This is a genomic window from Pseudomonas sp. GZJR-8, from assembly GCF_002916705.1.
GTDB classification, from domain to species: domain Bacteria; phylum Pseudomonadota; class Gammaproteobacteria; order Pseudomonadales; family Pseudomonadaceae; genus Aquipseudomonas; species Aquipseudomonas synxantha_A.
On sequence record NZ_JXSI01000009.1, the window covers coordinates 1 to 17,842 of the forward strand.

Below are 17,842 nucleotides of genomic sequence, written 5' to 3' on the forward strand. Positions count from 1 at the left end.
TTCCGTTTCGACTGCGCCGGAAGTGGGGCGAATTATAGGCTTCCAGAATCTGCCGTCAAGGGTTAATTACACTTTTGTGGCAGAAGGTGTCTTTTTAGCAATAAGGCGAGGGATTCGGCGCATCACCGGTGGCACCCGCAACAAAAGAAGCAGTGCACCAATGGAAGCGTAGACAGCCCATTCCTTCAGATCAGCCCGAACTATCCAGAGCATGTGCAGCAAACCCAGGCCCAGGATCACATAGGTCAAGCGATGCAACTTCTTCCAGCGGCTACCCAATCGACGCTGGCTATAGCGGTTGGATGTGACAGCCAGCACCAATAGAGCCATAAACCCCAGCGCCCCCACAATTATGTAGGGCCGCTTGCGCAGTTCTACGCCGAGCTGCGACCAATCGAGCCCAAGGACGAACACGCAGTATGCCGCCAAATGCAGTACTACATAGGCGAAGCACCACAGCCCCAACTGCCGGCGTACCGCGATCCACCCTGCCCAACCGCTCAACTTCTGCAGCGGCGTCATCCCGAGCGTGATCAGCAGCAGGATCAACGTACCCAGCCCCAAGCGATCGACCAGCACTTTGCCCGGATCAGGCCCCAGGGCAAAACTCCATGCTTCATACAACCAGAGCAATGGCCAAACCGCCGCAGCTATAAAGACTCCAATGCGCCAGATTGGAAAGCGCATCAGTAGTTCTTCCGCAGATCGAGACCTGTATATAAAGACGCGACCTCATCCGCGTAGCCATTGAACATCTGCGTATCGCGCACGTTCGGGCTGAACAGGCCACTGGGTAGACGTCGCTCCCGCGCCTGGGTCCACCGCGGATGATCGACCGTAGGGTTCACATTTGCGTAGAACCCATACTCATCAGCCGCAATGCTCTGCCAGGTGGTTTTCGGCTGCTCGCTGACAAGGCTGATCCGCACGATGGATTTGACACTTTTGAAGCCGTACTTCCACGGCACCACCAAGCGCAACGGCGCACCATTCTGATTAGGCAGCTCGCGCCCATACATACCTACGGCGAGAATCGCCAGCGGGTTCATCGCTTCGTCCAGACGCAGCCCTTCTACATAAGGCCAGTCGATCAAGCCGAAACTGGAGCGCTGCCCAGGCATGCTCTTCGGGTCCTGGAGGGTTTCAAAACGGATGTACTTCGCTTTGGAGGTAGGTTCAACCTGCTTGAGCAAGGCCGAGATCGGGAAACCGATCCACGGAATCACCATCGACCAGGCTTCAACGCAGCGCAATCGATAGATCCGTTCTTCCAGCTCATAGGGTTTCATGAAGTCTTCCAAGGCATAACGCCCAGGCTTTACCACCTCACCATCGATCACAACACTCCACGGCTCGGTCTTGAGCGCACCTGCATTCGCCGCCGGGTCGCCCTTGTCGGTACCGAACTCATAAAAGTTGTTGTAGTGGGTTGCATCCTTGAACGGCGTGATCGCCTCGTCCTTGACCGTCACCGCCTGCCATTTCGTACCAGGAAGCTTCTCGGCAAACCAGTTGGGCGCCCTGCCCGCTTCGACATCGGCATAACGCGCCGCATCGCCCGCACTGGCCCAACGCGGCAAGCTACTGGCGGCAATACCGGCCAGCGCACCACCGAGCAAACTGCGACGAGAGAAATAGAGGGATTCAGGCGTGACATCCGATTCATGGCAATCGGACGCTTTGGGTAGTTTGATTAACATGGCAACTCCGCAGCATTGGAGAACTGATGCACCAATAGACTGCGGAGTATGGGGGAAATTACATTAAGGCAATGTTTTGTCCCGGCGCAGATGCAGCAAATACTGAATCGGACCAGACGCGGCGTAAACCAGGAACGCCAGCAGCAGAATCCGCGGCGGATCACTGAACACCACTGCAAACACAAGCACCACCACAAGGATCGCCACGAAAGGCACGCGCCCTTTGAGGTCCAGCTCCTTGAAGCTGTTGTACTTGATATTGCTGACCATCAGCATCCCGGCCGCTGCAACCATCAACGCTACCAGGAACGACATCTTCGACCCCTGGATGCCGTAATCACTGAACGCCCAGACGATACCCGCCACGACGCCGGCGGCTGCCGGGCTGGCAAGCCCGATGAAGTAACGCTTGTCGGCAGTGCCCACCTGCGTATTGAAACGCGCCAGTCGCAACGCGGCACCGGCGACATAGATGAAGGCAACCATCCAGCCGACCTTGCCCATGTCACCCAATGCCCAAGCAAAAGCCAGCAGCGCAGGGGCGACACCAAAGGCAACCATGTCCGACAGCGAGTCGTACTCGGCGCCAAAAGCACTTTGGGTGTTGGTCATCCGCGCTACGCGCCCATCCAGGCCGTCGAGCACCATGGCCACGAAGATTGCGATGGCAGCAAAACCAAAGTACTTGCTGGCACTCGCCGCATCACCTGCCGCCAGCGCACTTTGGGCACTCATGGAGTTGATGATGGAATAAAAGCCGGCAAACAGGTTCGCCGTCGTAAACAGATTGGGCAGAAGATAGATGCCACGATGCCGGACCTTACGGCCTTCGGCGTCATGCCCTTCTTCGACATGTTCATCGATCGGCAGCATGCTTTCGGCGTCGGAAGCCTGGTTTGGCTCTTCGGGACGTTCGCTCATGGACTTTACCTTGCAACGGTGTGAAAAAAATTCGACAGATACTTGCGGCGAGTGTTCGCCCGCAAACGATGCAGCTTTATACCAGAACCGGCCCCTCAAACGAAAAAACGCGGCCTAAGCCGCGTTTTCCCTTGATGCGTACGACTTAGTTCTTGGCTTTGTCGACGATCTTGTTGGCACCGATCCACGGCATCATGGAGCGCAGTTGCTCGCCGATGACTTCGATACCGTGAGCGGCGTTGTTACGGCGCTTGGCGGTCATCGAAGGGTAGCCGGTAGCGCCTTCGCTGATGAACATTTTGGCGTATTCGCCGTCCTGAATACGTTTCAGGGCGTTGCGCATGGCCTGGCGGGACTCGGCGTTGATCACTTCCGGACCGGTCACGTACTCGCCGTACTCGGCGTTGTTGGAGATCGAGTAGTTCATGTTGGCGATACCGCCTTCGTACATGAGGTCAACGATCAGCTTCAGTTCGTGCAGGCATTCGAAGTAGGCCATTTCCGGCGCATAGCCAGCTTCAACCAAGGTTTCGAAACCGGCCTTGACCAGCTCAACGGTACCGCCGCACAGAACGGCTTGCTCGCCGAACAGGTCGGTTTCGGTCTCGTCCTTGAACGTGGTTTCGATGATGCCGGTACGACCGCCACCGACGCCAGCAGCGTAGGACAGTGCAACGTTTTTGGCGTTGCCCGACGCGTCCTGGTAGATCGCGATCAGGTCAGGGATACCACCGCCTTTGACGAACTCGGAACGCACGGTGTGGCCCGGCGCTTTCGGCGCGATCATGATCACGTCGAGGTCAGCGCGCGGCACAACCTGGTTGTAGTGAATCGCGAAGCCGTGGGAGAAGGCCAGGGTGGCGCCCTTCTTGATGTTCGGCTCGATTTCGTTCTTGTACAGCGAGGACTGGAACTCGTCCGGGGTCAGGATCATGACCAGGTCGGCAGCCGCTACGGCGGAAGCAACGTCGGTCACTTTCAGGCCGTGGGCTTCAGCCTTGGCAACAGTAGCCGAACCTTTGCGCAGGCCAACGGTGACGTCCACGCCGGAATCTTTCAGGTTGCACGCTTGTGCGTGGCCCTGGGAACCGTAGCCGATGATGGCGACTTTCTTGCCCTGGATGATCGACAGGTCACAATCTTTATCGTAATAAACTTTCATGAGGTTCCTCTATATATCCAGGCCGTAAGGCCATTCGCTAATTTGGGTTAGATGCTGAGTACTTTGTCGCCACGGGCAATCCCGGTGACACCACTGCGTACGGTTTCCAGAATCGAGGCTGTCCCGATCGACTGGATGAAGCTGTCCAGCTTGTCGCTTGTACCGGTCAGTTGAACGGTATAAACGCTGGCGCTCACATCGACGATCTGCCCGCGATAAATATCGGTAGTGCGCTTGATCTCGGCACGCTGGGCACCCGTGGCCTTGACCTTGACGAGCATCAGTTCGCGCTCGATGTGGGCGCTTTCCGACAGGTCGACCAGCTTGACCACTTCGATCAGCTTGTTGAGGTTCTTGGTGATCTGCTCGATCACCTCATCGTGGCCAACAGTGGTCAACGTCAGGCGCGACAGGGTCGGGTCTTCGGTCGGCGCCACGGTCAGGCTTTCGATGTTGTAGTTGCGTTGCGAAAACAGGCCGACAACACGGGACAAGGCGCCGGGCTCGTTCTCCAGAAGCAGGGAGATAATATGCCGCATGATTAAGTACGCTCCGTCTTGTTCAGCCACATGTCGCGCATGGAGCCGTCTTTGATTTGCATCGGATAGACGTGCTCGCTGGTATCGACCTGAATATCGATGAACACCAGGCGGTCTTTCATGGCGAACGCTTCTTCCATCTTCGGCTTCAGATCTTTCAAATCAGTGATGCGAATGCCGACGTGGCCATAGGCTTCAACCAACTTGATGAAATCCGGCAACGATTCCATGTAGGAGTGGGAGTGACGGCTACCGTAGCTCATGTCCTGCCATTGACGAACCATGCCGAGCACGCCGTTGTTCAAGCAGACGATCTTCACTGGAAGACCATATTGCAGGCACGTCGACAGCTCCTGGATGTTCATCTGGATGCTGCCTTCGCCGGTGACGCAGGCAACGTCGGCATCCGGGAAGCTCAGTTTCACACCCATGGCCGCAGGGAAACCAAAGCCCATCGTGCCCAGGCCACCGGAGTTGATCCAGCGGTTAGGCTTGTCGAACTTGTAATACTGCGCCGCGAACATCTGGTGCTGGCCCACGTCGGAGGTTACAAAGGCGTCGCCCTTGGTCACTTCGCACAGGGTTTCGATCACGGTTTGTGGCTTGATGATGCTGCCGTCGCCCTTGTCATAAGGGAACAGGCCGCGATCACCACGCCATTCGTCAATCTGCTTCCACCAGCTGGCAACGGACTCCTTGTTCGGTGCCTCGCCGATGTCCTTGAGCGCTGCGACCATTTCGGTCAACACGCTCTCCACCGGCCCCACGATCGGCACATCGGCCTTGATGGTCTTGGAGATGGACGCCGGGTCGATGTCGATATGGATGATCTTGGCATTCGGGCAGAACTTGCTCGCACCATTGATCACACGGTCATCGAACCGCGCGCCCACGGCCAGGATCACGTCAGCGTGGTGCATGGTCAGGTTGGCGGTGTAGCTGCCGTGCATACCGAGCATACCGACGAACTGGCGGTCCGTACCCGGGAATGCGCCGAGGCCCATCAGGGTGTTGGTCACCGGCAGGTTGAGCAGCTTGGCCAGTTCGGTCAGCGGAGCGGAACCGCCGCCCAGAATCACGCCACCGCCGGAGTACAACACGGGGCGCTTGGCTGCCAGGAGCATTTCTGCCGCCTTGCGGATTTGCCCCGAGTGCCCGCGGACGGCCGGGCTGTAGGAACGCAGCTTGGCTTTCTTGGGGAAGATGTATTCGAATTTTTCGGCCGGGTTGGTCATGTCTTTCGGGATATCCACCACCACAGGGCCCGGACGACCGGACTGTGCGAGGTAGAACGCCTTCTTCATGACTTCCGGGATTTCCGACGCGTGCTTGATCATGAAGCTGTGTTTCACGATCGGGCGGGAAATACCGATCATGTCGGTTTCCTGGAAAGCGTCGGTGCCGACCATGGTGCTTGGCACCTGGCCAGAAATGATCACCATCGGGATGGAGTCCATATACGCAGTCGCAATACCGGTAATGGCATTGGTTGCGCCTGGGCCAGACGTTACCAGTACCACGCCGGCTTTACCGGTGGCACGGGCGTAACCGTCAGCCATATGGGTCGCGGCCTGTTCGTGGCGAACCAGGATGTGGGTAACAGCCGGTTCCTTGAACAGTGCGTCGTAGACATGCAGCAGAGCACCACCTGGGTACCCGTAGATATAGTCGACGCCTTCGTCACGCAAAAAGCGGACGAGCATCTCACCGCCAGATAAAAGCTCCACGTTGTTCACCTCTAAAACGCCAGAATACCGTCCGTTAAAAACCGACGGGTCTTAATAGGTTTACTTCTCAACAGAGCATGAGCGACGGTGGTCGCCGACTACGTCAGCACTGACTGAGCAAGTATTGGGATCGTCCCAAGTGTTGCGGGCTTTTCCCACCCAGCGCGAGGTAACGCGTTGCGGGTGTTACAGGTCGGCACGGGTGTGCGCCTCATGATCTGCTGAGCGGGCCTGCTTCTGGCAGTCCCGATACAGCGGACTTTGGATTCTTCTGTTTCAGGCCCTTCAAGTCAAGCAATAATTGCGCTTTTTTCCAACTAAGCGCATGAGAACGTAGAAGAAAGGGCTTTGAGGAGGGATAAAACTCGCCTGAATGTCGTCAAGCGGTAGAAATGTGCGCAAGACTGCCGGAAAACCCGGCAGTCAGGCAATTAACGAGCGTCGACGATCAATTGATCGAACTTTTTCAGCGCGTTACGCAAGCCGAGGCTCTCCCGCGGTCGGTCGGCATAGACCATCTCGGCCATTTCCAGGATCCCCGATGCATTCGGCAAGGGCAGGTCCTGTTCAAGGATCTGCTTCATGCGTACCAGGAAGATCCATTGCAGCCACTGGTGGAAGTCCAGGGTATCGACTGAAAAGGGTTCGACACTGCTGAGCGCTTCAGCACCGGGGGACTCTTCATCCCACCTGCCCTGCACGCGCAGTTCTCGCTCGATCAGCAATAGCTGTTCGGCGATCGCTGGGAAACGTGCATCCATCAGAGGCTGACCTTGGCTTTCTGTCGCGCCTGGGCGGCACCCGCTGCATCGCCCTGGGCGGCACGCGCATCACCGATCAAGGCCCAAAGGCTGGCTTGCAGGTCTGGGCGGCCATTGGCCAGGCTCAGGCCACGGCGAGCGAATTGCTCCGCCTGGGGCGCATCGCCCTGGGCCATGCGCACCTGGGCCAGGCGATACAGCACTTGTGGCTCACGCGGCGCCACGCGCTGGGCACGTTCAAGGCTCGACGAGGCGCCATTCAAATCGCCACCCGCCTGCTGCTGCTGAGCGGTGGTGAGCAGCGCCAGCACCGGGCCATCGAGTTGTTCGTCAGCCGACAACCCGCCCGCATTGGACGATGACGGAATACCGCTCGGCGTCGAAGGCATGTTGTAGGTGCCCTGGTTGACCGGCGCGGTTTGAATCGGCGTGGCGTTAACCGGCCCGGAAGTGCTAGGGCCTGGGGTCCATGGCTCGGCGCTGATAGGCGCCGAGGTTGCAGCACCACTGCCAGGCACCATCACCACGACGCCGGAGTCCTGGGGAATTGCCTGGGTTGCAGCCTGGGCAGGCCGCTTGACTACCGTCTGACGGAAGCCGCCATTGGCCGAAATGCGGTCGTTATTGGAGACGGACGTGCTTGAGTCCACCACAGGGATGGAGCCGCGCTGCACGCTGGAGCAACCGCCGAGCAAAGCCAGAGCCGTAATTGCTGGAATCCACAACTTGTTCACTTGAAACCCTCTTTGCTTAATTCATCCAGCCCTTGACCCAATCCATCACCGAATCCGCGTCAGCAGGGGCACTGCCACCGCACGCAGGGCCGGGTGGTGGTTCGCTGCCGCGAATATACGGCATCTGCACCGCCCCCGGACAGTTGGCATCAGAGCCCTGGCCGGTGTGCGGATCAATCCAGGCCTGCACGATATTGTCCGGCTGGGGCATGTTGAGCGGCAACGGGTCAGCCTTGCGCATGAAACTGGTCCATACCTGCAGCGCGCCGGTCGCACCGGTGAACGGCGTCTTGCCGTTATCGTCACGCCCCAGCCACACCACGGCCAATACATCCTGGCCGAAACCCGCAAACCAGCTGTCACGCGAGTCGTTACTGGTACCGGTCTTGCCCGCCAGCGTCAGGTTCGACGGCAGCACGCTGTACACCGAGCGCCCTGTACCCTCACGCATCACACGCTGCATGGCGTTCTGGATCAGGTAGATAGAGCCCGCGTCAAAACGCTGCTGGATCTGGAACGGGTAGCGCTTGAGCGGTTCGCCTTCGGCGGTCAGCACACTGCGGATCCCGCGCATCGGTGTATTGAAGCCACCGTTGGCGAGGGTCTGGTACATGGTCGCCACTTCCATCGGGGTCATGGCCGCAGCGCCCAGAAGCATGGACGGGAATGCCGGGAACTCACGCTCCACCCCCAGTCGCGCGATGGTTTTCAGGACATTTGGCACACCGACCTCAAGCCCCAGGCGCGAGGTGGAAATATTGTAGGAATGCGCCAGCCCCTGATACAGGAACACCGTGCCGTGGGAACGGCGATCGAAGTTCTTCGGCGTCCATACCTGGCCATTCGCGCCTTTGACCGACAACGGGTCATCCGACAGCCAACTGGTCAGCGTGTACTTGCTGGGTTTTTCCAACGCACTCAAGTAGACCGCAGGCTTGACCAGCGAGCCAATCGGCCGCACGGCGTCCAGTGCGCGGTTGAAGCCGGCGAAACTGGCCTGGCGGCTGCCGATCATGGCCTGGACTTCACCGGTTTCCGGGTTGGTCACGACCATGGCGGCTTCAACTTCATCCGAGCCTTTACGGCCGGTCAGGCGTTTGAAGGTGTCGTTGACGGACGCCTCGGCCTTCATCTGCAGGATCGGGTCGAAGCTGGTGAAAATCCGCAAGCCCTCTTCGGTCAAGTCTTCGTCGCGGTAGTCTTCACGCAACTGGCGCTTGACCAGATCGATAAAGCCGGGGAACGAGCTATCGGCCAACTTGCCGCGAGTGGTCACACCCAACGGCATTTTCTTCGCGGCGGCCACTTGTTCAGCCGTCGCGACACCCTGCTGCTCCAATACATCGAGTACCAGATTGCGACGTTCGAGCGCACGCTCCGGGTTGCGACGCGGATTGTAATAGGACGGCCCCTTGACCATGCCCACCAGCAGCGCGACCTGATGCAACTTCAACTCGGATAACGGTTGCCCAAAGAAGAACTGGCTGGCCAAACCGAAACCGTGCACCGCGCGCTGGCCATCCTGACCGACGAATACCTCGTTGAGGTACGCCTCAAGGATTTCCTGCTTGCTGTAATGCAGCTCCAGCAACATCGCCATCATGGCTTCGGTGAGTTTACGGGTGAGGCTGCGCTCGTTGGTCAGGTAGAAGTTCTTGACCAATTGTTGCGTGAGCGTACTGCCGCCCTGGGTCATCTTGCCACCGGAGGTGTTGACCCAGACAGCGCGGGCAATCGACTTCGGCGAGACGCCCCAATGGCTGTAGAAATCGCGGTCTTCGACCGCCACCAGGGTTTCCAGCAAATAAGGCGGTACCTGATCAAGCTTGATCAGGATGCGATCTTCTAGGTTTTTCGGATAAATACCGCCAATCATCAACGGTTCCAGGCGCACTACCGGCAGCTTGGAGCCATTGAGCGAGGACAGTTCAGCCACATAATCGCCGGAGAAACGCACGCGTACCGGCTGAGCTTTTTCCAGGCCTTCGTAGAACTGGAACCCACGGGTGTTCAGGTCGACGGTGTTGCCGCTGACGGCTGCGGCGCCGGGGCCATTGCTCACAGGTTCGCGGCGATAGCCCAGTGCGTCGAGCTCGGTAAGGAAGTCCTCCTTGCTCAGCTTCTGCCCGGAGAACAGTTCCAGCGGGCGTGCATACACCTTGGCCGGAATCGTCCAGCGCTTGCCAGAGAATTTTTCCTGCACCACGGCATCGAGGTACACCGCAAAGCCGGCGACCACCACAAGGCCAACCAGGCCCAGCTTGAGCGCCCAGCTCAACCAGGGGCGCAAGCTGCGGGAAGGAGGTTTTTTACGGGAACGGGGAGATCGGGTTCGAGTCATGGCGGCGGATTATACGCACTTTATTGATGATCAACATGAGCCGGACAGCGGTTTGCACGACTGGCATCAGCAGCCATAATGGCCACGATGATTTCTCCCAGACTTTGAAGGATCGCCCGTGAGCCAGTCCCTGATCGCTGCCCTGCAAAACCCGGCTTTATACCCTCATCCGGTTGAAGCATTTCAAGTCATCGAGACCCATATTTCCTGGGTGGTTCTGACAGGTCCCTATGCTTACAAATTGAAGAAACCGATGAACTTCGGATTTCTGGATTTCACCGATCTGGAAAAACGTGGCCACTTCTGCAATGAGGAGCTGCGTCTCAACCAGCGCTTGACCAAAGATTTGTATCTTGAAGTGTTGCCGATTACCGGCACGGCCGACGCGCCGCAGTTGGGCGGCGACGGCCCGGTCATCGAGTACGCACTGAAAATGCGCCAGTTCCCGCAAAGCCAGATGCTCAGCACCCTGCAAGCCAACAGCGAACTGACCAACGCCCACATCGACGAGATGGCCAGTCAGATTGCGCACTTTCACCTCACTGCCCCCAAGGTCCCGCAAGAGCACCCGGCCGGCACGCCGGATGAAGTCATGGCGCCGGTACGCCAGAACTTCGACCAGATTCGCCCATTCCTCAGCGACAAAGCTGACCTGACTCAACTTGAGGCCCTGCAAGCCTGGGCCGAAAGCAGCTTCGAGCGCCTCAAGCCGCTGCTTGAACAACGCAAGCTCGATGGTTTCACTCGCGAATGCCACGGTGACATCCACCTGGGCAACGCCACCCTGATTGACGGCCACGTCGTGATCTTCGACTGCATCGAGTTCAACGAGCCTTTCCGCTTTACCGATGTGTACGCCGATACCGCCTTCCTCGCCATGGACCTTGAAGACCGTGGGCTCAAGTCTCTGGCGCGCCGCTTCATCAGCCAGTACCTGGAACTGACCGGCGACTATCAAGGCCTGGAAGTGCTGAATTTCTATAAAGCCTACCGTGCGCTGGTACGTGCAAAGGTTGCGCTGTTCAGCATGCCGAGCGAGGCAAGCCCGGTGCAGCGCGCCACTACCCTGCGCCAGTACCGCAACTACGCCAACCTGGCGGAAAGCTACAGCACCATTCCGTCGCGCTTTCTGGCAATCACCCATGGTGTTTCAGCGGTAGGCAAGAGCCATGTAGCCATGCGCCTGGTCGAGGCCCTGGGCGCCGTACGCCTGCGTTCGGATGTGGAGCGCAAGCGTCTGTTTGGCGAGCAGCAGGTCGAAAACGCGCCACAGGCCGGCATCTACAATCAGGACGCCAGCATTGCCACCTATACACGCTTGAACGAAATTGCCGAGACCGTACTACGCGCAGGTTACCCGGTGGTGCTGGATGCGACCTTCTTGAAACGCGCTCAACGTGATGCGGCAGCCCAGATCGCCGAAGCCACCGGCGCGCCATTCCTGATCCTCGATTGCAACGCACCTCAAGCGGTTATCAGCAGTTGGCTGGCACAACGTCAGGCGGATCAAAACGATCCGTCCGACGCAACGCTGAGCGTTATCCAAGAGCAGCAAGCCAGTCGTGAGCCGTTGACGGCGCAAGAGCTGTTGCTGAGCAAGCGCGTGGAAACCAATGAAAGCGGAACGCTGGATGCGTTGGTCGCGCATATTCGCCAGCGCCTCCCGGGCTTGTAAGCAATATTTCCTGGTCGTGTCGCCCACATGGCGCACGACCCGGCAATATAGCCACTATAATGACATCACCACCTAACAGGAGTCGCTATCGTGAGTCAGCCCAAGCTTCTTGATACCCCGCTTTATGCGCTCCTGCACAAGGATGACATCCGCGGCTTCAACCAGCAGCGCCCTCAAGACGGCACCATCGATATGCGCGGTGGCGACTTCCGAGGGCTGGACCTGCGAGATCTGAACGCCGCAGGCGTTGACTTCACCGACGCCTATTTTCGCTCTGCCGACTTGCGCGGCCTGGATTTACGCGACTGCTCGATGGAAGGCGCGAGCCTGGCCCACGCGCAGATTTCCGGCACTTACTTCCCACCCGAGCTCACGGCTGACGAGATCCTGATGTCAGTCAACTTCGGCACTCGCCTACGCTACCGCACCAAGTAATCCACCTTCTGAACCCCGGCTTCGCCTCAAGCGTGCCGGGCGTTTCACGCCTGCCCGTCAGCTAAAGCATCGCCACATTCTTATAAGCTTTTCAGCCGTTCCTGCCCAAAGAACTGCGTTTTTCCTACTGAGCGCTACACTCATTTTCAGGCTGCCTGGTCACGATACCCACCGCACCATTCGGCCGTCGCAAGGAGGCTTGATGAACGATGAGCTGCAACACCTGAAAAACCTCGGCAAGACATCAGCGCAGTGGCTGCATGCGGTGGGTATCCACAGCGCGTCTGACTTGCGCCGCCTGGGCGCGGTCGATGCTTACCGAGCCGTACGGACTCGCGGCTTCCGAGCTTCGAAAGTTCTGCTGTACGCCATTGAAGGCGCATTGATGGATGTGCACTGGAACGACCTCCCCTCTGAACGCAAGGAGGCGCTGAACCGCCAGTTGGATGCCCTGTCAGCGCGGCAGAAAAACTAGATCGGCCCTCAAGCCCAATGTTTACAGGCATTACAAACGAGCGTTTGAGAAAAACTGGATGAGCAGATAAAACAATAGTTGACTCTCAAATGAGAATCGTTATGATTATCACAACTGGTCGCGAGATCAGCCGATAACTGAAAGACCATTGGTTCGGACTCTCAGATTATCTCCTCATCAGGCTAATCACGGTTATTTGACCCGGCTCTTGCCGGGTCTTTTTTTGCCTGCAAATTACTGACTTCAGCGCGCAATGATCAGCGGATGCCCCCGCTCCGGATGCGGTTGTACCAGCACATCCAGACCAAATACAGCCTTGAGTGGCTCAGGTTGCAGGACTGTTGCGGGCCTATCCAGAGCATGGGGGCGTCCGCCTTCCAGCAGCAGGATCCGGTCGCAGTAACGCGCCGCCAGGTTCAAGTCATGCAGGATCACCAGCACCGCAGCCCCCTTGTCGGCAAAGCTGCGAATCGCCTGCAAGGTGGTGTGCTGGTGCAGGGGATCAAGCATCGACGTTGGCTCGTCCAACAACAACGTTTGCCCCGCCTCACCTGGCCATAACTGCGCCAACACCCGCGCCAAGTGCACCCTTTGTCGCTCGCCGCCCGACAAGGCCAGGTAACTGCGGCCACTCAGGTGGCCCACGTCGGCCGCGTGCAGCGCCGCGCGGACGATTTGATCGTCGCGCACTCGCCCGGTCTGATGAGGCAAGCGCCCCATGCCCACCACCTCTTCGACACGAAAGGCGAAGTCCAGGGTGGACGTCTGTGGCAACACCGCCAGACGCTGGGCACGTTGCGCCCCTCCCAGACTCTTCAATTCTTGCTGGTCCAACCAGATCTTGCCCTGATCAGGCGACAACTCCCCGCACAGCGCTCCGAGCAAGGTACTTTTGCCCGCACCATTGGGCCCCAGCACGCCCAGCACTTCGCCCGGCAGCAGGTCCAAGGTGACATCGGACAACACGGTTTTACCACCGCGCCGAATCTGCAACGCTTCTACCCGCAGCATCAGGCGCGCCCTCGTAACAATAAATAGAGGAAAAATGGCGCACCGATAAATGCAGTGACAATACCGATCGGCAGTTCCGCCGGCGCCAACGCCAAGCGCGCCACCAGATCGGCAAACAACAGCAGGCTCGCGCCCGCCAGCACTGACGCCGGTAACAGCACCCGATGATCCGGCCCCGCCAGCAGCCGCACCAGATGTGGCACCACCAAACCGACAAAACCAATCATGCCCGCAGCCGCCACGGCTGCACCAACGCCCAGGGCCGTGCAGAACACCAACTCGCGCTTGAGCCCCTCAACATCAATGCCCAGATGATTGGCCTCCGACTCACCCAGCAGCAATGCGTTCAGCGCTTTCGCCCGGCGCGGCAACCACAGCGCGACGCCCGCGCTTACCAACAGCAAGGGCCACAACCGCGAATAGCTCGCGCCATTGAGGCTGCCCAGGTTCCAGAACGTCAGGGTGCGCAAGGTGGCATCGTCGGCCAGATAGGTAAACAGCCCCACCGTTGAGCTGGCCAGTGCCGTCAGCGCGATACCGGCAAGCAGCATCGTCGCGACATTGGTCTGGCCATTGCGACGCCCCAACCGGTAGACCAGTGCGGTAACGCCCAGCCCCCCCAGAAATGCGCACAGCGACAACAAATAGGGACCGAACGCATCCGGCAGCCCACCGAAGAACGAACCGCCGACAATCGCCACCGCTGCCCCCAACGCCGCACCGCTGGACACACCCACCAACCCAGGATCGGCCAGCGGGTTGCGAAACAACCCCTGCATCGCCACGCCCGACAACGCAAGGACACCGCCGACGGCCAGCCCCAAGAGGGTCCGCGGCAGGCGAATCTGCCCCAGAATCAATTCAGCCTGCTCCAACCCCGCCGCCTCAATCGGCACGCCCAATAGCCTTAACGCGGCTCTGAGCGTATCAATCAACGGCAAGCTGACCGGTCCGAGGGCCAATGAAAGCCAGATCGCCAACACACACAGCAGCGACAGGCCAATAAACAGTGTCTTGGGCTTAAGCAGAGTGGTCATGGAGCCGATTTAGCCTGGGACGGATAAAAACCAGCGGACAGTTTCACCAGGTTTTCTGGCAATCGCGGCCCCAGGCCACCCACCAGCAAGGTCGGATCCAGTTCAAACACTCGCCCACGCTTGGCTGCCGGTGTCGACGCGAGAATCGGGTTTTCCTTGAACAAGGCAGCACGCGCCGCATCACCGGTCAGCGCGCGATCGGCAAACACCAGCACATCAGGACTCAAACCCGCCAAAGACTCGACTGAAAAGGGCTTATAGCCCGAGTGCGTGGCCAGGTTACGTCCGCCCGCCTGCTGCAATATCCAATCGGCGGCCGTGTCCTTGCCCGCGATCAGCGGCTTGCCACCGGCATGGCCCAGCAACAACAGCACGCCCGGAGCCTTTTGCGCCGCCTGGGCCTTGGTCACCCAGCTTTTTTGCTGCTCCAGCGCCTGCCCGTATTTGGCAAACAGTGCGTCTGCCCGGGTCTCACTGCCCAGCAGTTTTCCCAAGTGTTCAAGGTTGCCCTTCAATGTCGGCAAATCCGGCTGGGCCGAAAACATCTCGACCTGCACGCCGGCATTGCGAATCTGCGCCAGTACCGGCGGCGGCCCCATTTCCTCAGTGCCCACAAGGATTTGCGGGCGCAGGCTGAGAATGCCTTCAGCCGACAGCTGCCGCTGGTAGCCAATGCTCGGCAACGCCTTGAGCGACTGCGGATGCTGGCTGGTGGTGTCGACCCCGACCAATTTCGATTCGCCGCCTAAAGCCGTCACCCATTCCGATAGCGCCCCTCCAGCACTGACCCAGCGTTGTGGCAGTTCAGAGGCGTGTGCCCCGTGGTTGACCAGTAATGAGGCAACAAGCGCAATAGCGCTGGTACTCAGGCGCATAACAGGGTTTCCTTCCTAGGGCAGGGCCATTCAGGCACTCATCAATGTGACAGAACATTGCTGCCGGACATCGTATTAAGCACCCAGTCAGCTGACGGGCGAAGCGGCCATTTGATAATTGTTTGCATTTGAACGTCAAGGCACTTAAGGATTGAAATGAAGTTTCTCTGCCCCTCAAGCGACCTCGCACCCGACAGCAGCCGCGGTTTTGATATCGATGGCCATAAACTGCTGGCCGTGCGCCGAGACGGCATTGCCTACTTTTATCGCAACCGCTGCCCCCATCGCGGCGTCCCGCTGGAATGGCAGCCCGACCGCTTCCTCGACGCCAGCGCCAGCCTGATCCAATGCGCCACCCATGGCGCCCTATTCCTGATCGAGAGCGGCGAGTGCATCGCCGGCCCGTGCGCAGGCCAGAGTCTCACCGCCCTGCCCGGCCATGAGGATGAACAAGGCTTGTGGGTAGAACTCTAGTCGCCCAACAACACCTTCAGTCGACGCTCGACATACATCTCTTGCGGTGTGACCCGTACGCCGTAAGCCAGCACCTCCACACCCGCGGCCTTGGCCTCGCGTAACGCCGCAGCGTAACCGGCGTCAATTTCCACCGCTGGGCGAACCGCATCGATGCCCGACAAATTCACGCAGTACAACTGCACCGCCCGCACGCCTTCACGCGCCAGGTGAGCCAGTTCGCGCAAGTGCTTGGCACCGCGCTGCGTCACTGCATCAGGAAAAGCCGCCACCGAGGTTGCGTCAAAACCCAGGGTGACGCTTTTGACCTCCACGAAGGCGGCGCCCTGTGGGTAATCCAGGCGGAAGTCAATGCGGCTCTTCTCCTGACCGTACGGCACTTCACGCTTGAGCGCCGTAAAGCCATTGAGTTCAGTGATCACGCCAGCCAGCAGCGCCTCTTCAACCAACTGATTGGCCCGCGCGGTGTTGACGCACGCCAGCCGACCCTGGGGCGTTTCGGCAATTTCCCAGGTGCCTGGCAACTTGCGCTTGGGGTCCGAGGAACGGCTGAACCAGACCTGGCCACCTTCGACCACGCAATTGAGCATCGAGCCGGTGTTCGGGCAATGAATGGTAAGCAACTCGCCGGTAACGGTTTCGATATCGGTGAGAAAACGCTTGTAGCGGCGGATCAGCCGCCCTTCTTCAAGAGGAGGATAAAAGCGCATCAGCCTTGCCAGCTCCGCAGGCCACGAGCGATGCGCTCCACCGCTTCTTGCAGCCGGTCAATATTTTGCGTGTAGGCAAAACGCACATGGTGGCCCGCTTGATAACGACCGAAATCCAGCCCGGGTGTAAAAGCCACGTGCTCGGTCTCCAGAAAGTGACGGCAGAACGCGAAGGCATCGCCGCCGAACGCGCTGATATCGGCATACAAATAAAACGCCCCTTCCGGCTCCACGGCGATACCGAATCCAAGCTCGCGCAGCGCCGGCAGCAGAAAGTCACGACGCCGGCCGAATTCGGCGCGGCGCTCTTCAAGAATGCTCAGGGTCTGCGGGGTAAAACAGGCCAAGGCAGCGTACTGGGCCATGCTCGGCGCACTGATGTAGAGGTTCTGCGCCAGTTTTTCCAATTCGCTGATCGCAGCAGGAGGCGCTATCAGCCAACCGAGGCGCCATCCGGTCATGCCGAAATACTTCGAAAAACTATTCAAGACGAAGGCGTCATCGTCGACTTCCAGCACGCTGGCGGCATCGGTGCCGTAGGTGAGGCCGTGGTAGATCTCGTCCACTACCAAGTGGCCGTTACGCGCTTTGACTGCACTCGACAAGCCTGCCAGTTCGTCCCTCGTGAGGACTGTGCCGGTAGGGTTGGCCGGTGACGCAACCAGCGCGCCCACGCTGTCCTGGTCCCAATGCCTGGCGACCAGATCGGCGGTCAACTGATAGCGGACCTCAGGCCCCACCGGCACCAATTGCGCCGCGCCCTCTACCAGCCGCAGAAAGTGTCGATTGCAGGGGTAGCCTGGATCAGCCAGCAGCCAGTGCTTGCCAGGGTCGACCAGCAAGCTGCTGGCCAACAGCAACGCGCCGGAGCCACCGGGCGTAATCAAGATACGCTCGGGATCGACACTCAAGCCGTAGCGCTGCTGGTAAAACCCGCTGATGGCCTCGCGCAACTCGGGCACCCCACGGGCCGCCGTGTAGCGCGTCTTGCCGTTGGCCAGCGCAGCCTGGCCGGCCTGGATGATCGGCTCGGCGGTGGTAAAGTCCGGTTCGCCGATTTCCAGATGGATCACGTCGTGGCCGGCAGCCTGCAGCTCATTGGCGCGTGCCAGCAACGCCATGACATGAAAAGGTTCGATGGCGCGACTGCGCGCACTGTAGGGCTGAGCCATTAGCCTTCCTTAACGGTGAGGACAAAATCAGGATTCTACCGAACCCTCGCGGTAAAACATGCTCTATTGCCTGATTGGGGCTGCAAGTGCACC

General features: G+C 59.2%; 18 protein-coding genes. 4 read left to right on the forward strand and 14 right to left on the reverse strand.

Annotated features, from left to right (window positions below):
• Positions 1-66: 66 nt before the first annotated feature.
• The 9 genes from msrQ to mrcB all read right to left on the reverse strand — a co-directional run bounded on the left by msrQ (position 67) and on the right by mrcB (position 9,885).
• The gene (gene msrQ / locus TK42_RS17845; RefSeq protein WP_032879472.1) at positions 67-687 is read right to left on the reverse strand and encodes a protein-methionine-sulfoxide reductase heme-binding subunit MsrQ; all 621 of its coding nucleotides are present in this window, start codon (positions 685-687) and stop codon (positions 67-69) included.
• Complete coding sequence (gene msrP, locus TK42_RS17850; RefSeq protein ID WP_103734790.1) at positions 687-1,700, reverse strand: protein-methionine-sulfoxide reductase catalytic subunit MsrP; 1,014 nt, start codon at positions 1,698-1,700, stop codon at positions 687-689. Before msrP ends, msrQ begins: the two co-directional genes overlap by 1 nt.
• Before the next feature lie 63 nt (positions 1,701-1,763).
• Positions 1,764-2,621 carry a CDP-diacylglycerol--serine O-phosphatidyltransferase gene (gene pssA / locus TK42_RS17855; protein ID WP_005791399.1) on the reverse strand — a complete coding sequence of 286 codons (858 nt, stop codon included), beginning with the start codon at positions 2,619-2,621 and terminating at the stop codon, positions 1,764-1,766.
• 145 nt (positions 2,622-2,766) lie between these two features.
• Positions 2,767-3,783: a ketol-acid reductoisomerase gene (ilvC, locus tag TK42_RS17860; RefSeq protein WP_003194132.1), complete on the reverse strand. Its 1,017-nt coding sequence runs from the start codon at positions 3,781-3,783 to the stop codon at positions 2,767-2,769.
• A 47-nt stretch (positions 3,784-3,830) separates the two neighbouring features.
• A complete protein-coding gene (gene ilvN, locus TK42_RS17865) occupies positions 3,831-4,322 on the reverse strand; it encodes an acetolactate synthase small subunit (RefSeq protein ID WP_003176102.1) in 492 nt (163 codons plus the stop codon).
• A 2-nt stretch (positions 4,323-4,324) separates the two neighbouring features.
• Complete coding sequence (locus TK42_RS17870) at positions 4,325-6,049, reverse strand: acetolactate synthase 3 large subunit (protein WP_005791407.1); 1,725 nt, start codon at positions 6,047-6,049, stop codon at positions 4,325-4,327.
• Positions 6,050-6,480: 431 nt separating this feature from the next.
• Positions 6,481-6,810 (reverse strand): YqcC family protein, encoded by a 330-nt coding sequence (locus tag TK42_RS17875; RefSeq protein WP_103734791.1) that lies wholly within the window; start codon positions 6,808-6,810, stop codon positions 6,481-6,483.
• The gene (locus TK42_RS17880) at positions 6,810-7,544 is read right to left on the reverse strand and encodes a M48 family metallopeptidase (RefSeq protein WP_005791411.1); all 735 of its coding nucleotides are present in this window, start codon (positions 7,542-7,544) and stop codon (positions 6,810-6,812) included. The genes TK42_RS17875 and TK42_RS17880 overlap by 1 nt, the downstream gene beginning before the upstream one ends.
• 16 nt (positions 7,545-7,560) lie before the next feature.
• Positions 7,561-9,885: a penicillin-binding protein 1B gene (gene mrcB, locus TK42_RS17885; protein ID WP_103734792.1), complete on the reverse strand. Its 2,325-nt coding sequence runs from the start codon at positions 9,883-9,885 to the stop codon at positions 7,561-7,563.
• Positions 9,886-10,003: 118 nt separating this feature from the next.
• Here mrcB and TK42_RS17890 point away from each other — a divergent pair, with 118 nt between their 5' ends.
• The 3 genes from TK42_RS17890 to TK42_RS17900 all read left to right on the forward strand — a co-directional run bounded on the left by TK42_RS17890 (position 10,004) and on the right by TK42_RS17900 (position 12,470).
• The gene (locus tag TK42_RS17890) at positions 10,004-11,560 is read left to right on the forward strand and encodes a bifunctional aminoglycoside phosphotransferase/ATP-binding protein (RefSeq protein ID WP_032879467.1); all 1,557 of its coding nucleotides are present in this window, start codon (positions 10,004-10,006) and stop codon (positions 11,558-11,560) included.
• Positions 11,561-11,650: 90 nt separating this feature from the next.
• The gene (locus TK42_RS17895; protein ID WP_032879466.1) at positions 11,651-11,995 is read left to right on the forward strand and encodes a pentapeptide repeat-containing protein; all 345 of its coding nucleotides are present in this window, start codon (positions 11,651-11,653) and stop codon (positions 11,993-11,995) included.
• Positions 11,996-12,197: 202 nt separating this feature from the next.
• Positions 12,198-12,470, forward strand: a complete 273-nt coding sequence (locus TK42_RS17900; RefSeq protein ID WP_005791418.1) for a TfoX/Sxy family protein — start codon at positions 12,198-12,200, stop codon at positions 12,468-12,470.
• Between the two features lie 243 nt (positions 12,471-12,713).
• On the opposite strand, the gene TK42_RS17905 is transcribed toward TK42_RS17900, so the two are convergent.
• The 3 genes from TK42_RS17905 to TK42_RS17915 are packed head-to-tail and all read right to left on the reverse strand — an operon-like array spanning position 12,714 to position 15,393.
• The gene (locus TK42_RS17905; RefSeq protein WP_103734793.1) at positions 12,714-13,481 is read right to left on the reverse strand and encodes a heme ABC transporter ATP-binding protein; all 768 of its coding nucleotides are present in this window, start codon (positions 13,479-13,481) and stop codon (positions 12,714-12,716) included.
• Positions 13,481-14,464, reverse strand: a complete 984-nt coding sequence (locus TK42_RS17910) for an iron ABC transporter permease (protein ID WP_177327434.1) — start codon at positions 14,462-14,464, stop codon at positions 13,481-13,483. Before TK42_RS17910 ends, TK42_RS17905 begins: the two co-directional genes overlap by 1 nt.
• A 50-nt stretch (positions 14,465-14,514) precedes the next feature.
• Positions 14,515-15,393, reverse strand: coding sequence for a hemin ABC transporter substrate-binding protein (locus tag TK42_RS17915; protein WP_103734794.1), 879 nt, complete (start codon positions 15,391-15,393; stop codon positions 14,515-14,517).
• 156 nt (positions 15,394-15,549) lie between these two features.
• On the opposite strand from TK42_RS17915, the gene TK42_RS17920 reads away from it, so the two are divergent.
• The gene (locus TK42_RS17920; protein ID WP_032879462.1) at positions 15,550-15,867 is read left to right on the forward strand and encodes a Rieske (2Fe-2S) protein; all 318 of its coding nucleotides are present in this window, start codon (positions 15,550-15,552) and stop codon (positions 15,865-15,867) included.
• Here TK42_RS17920 and sfsA read toward each other — a convergent pair.
• Entirely contained in the window at positions 15,864-16,577 is a 714-nt protein-coding gene (gene sfsA, locus TK42_RS17925; protein WP_103734795.1) for a DNA/RNA nuclease SfsA, read from the reverse strand. The two genes, TK42_RS17920 and sfsA, sit on opposite strands and share 4 nt — an antisense overlap.
• A complete protein-coding gene (locus TK42_RS17930) occupies positions 16,577-17,749 on the reverse strand; it encodes a pyridoxal phosphate-dependent aminotransferase (protein ID WP_005791428.1) in 1,173 nt (390 codons plus the stop codon). The genes sfsA and TK42_RS17930 overlap by 1 nt, the downstream gene beginning before the upstream one ends.
• Between the last annotated feature and the right edge of the window lie 93 nt (positions 17,750-17,842).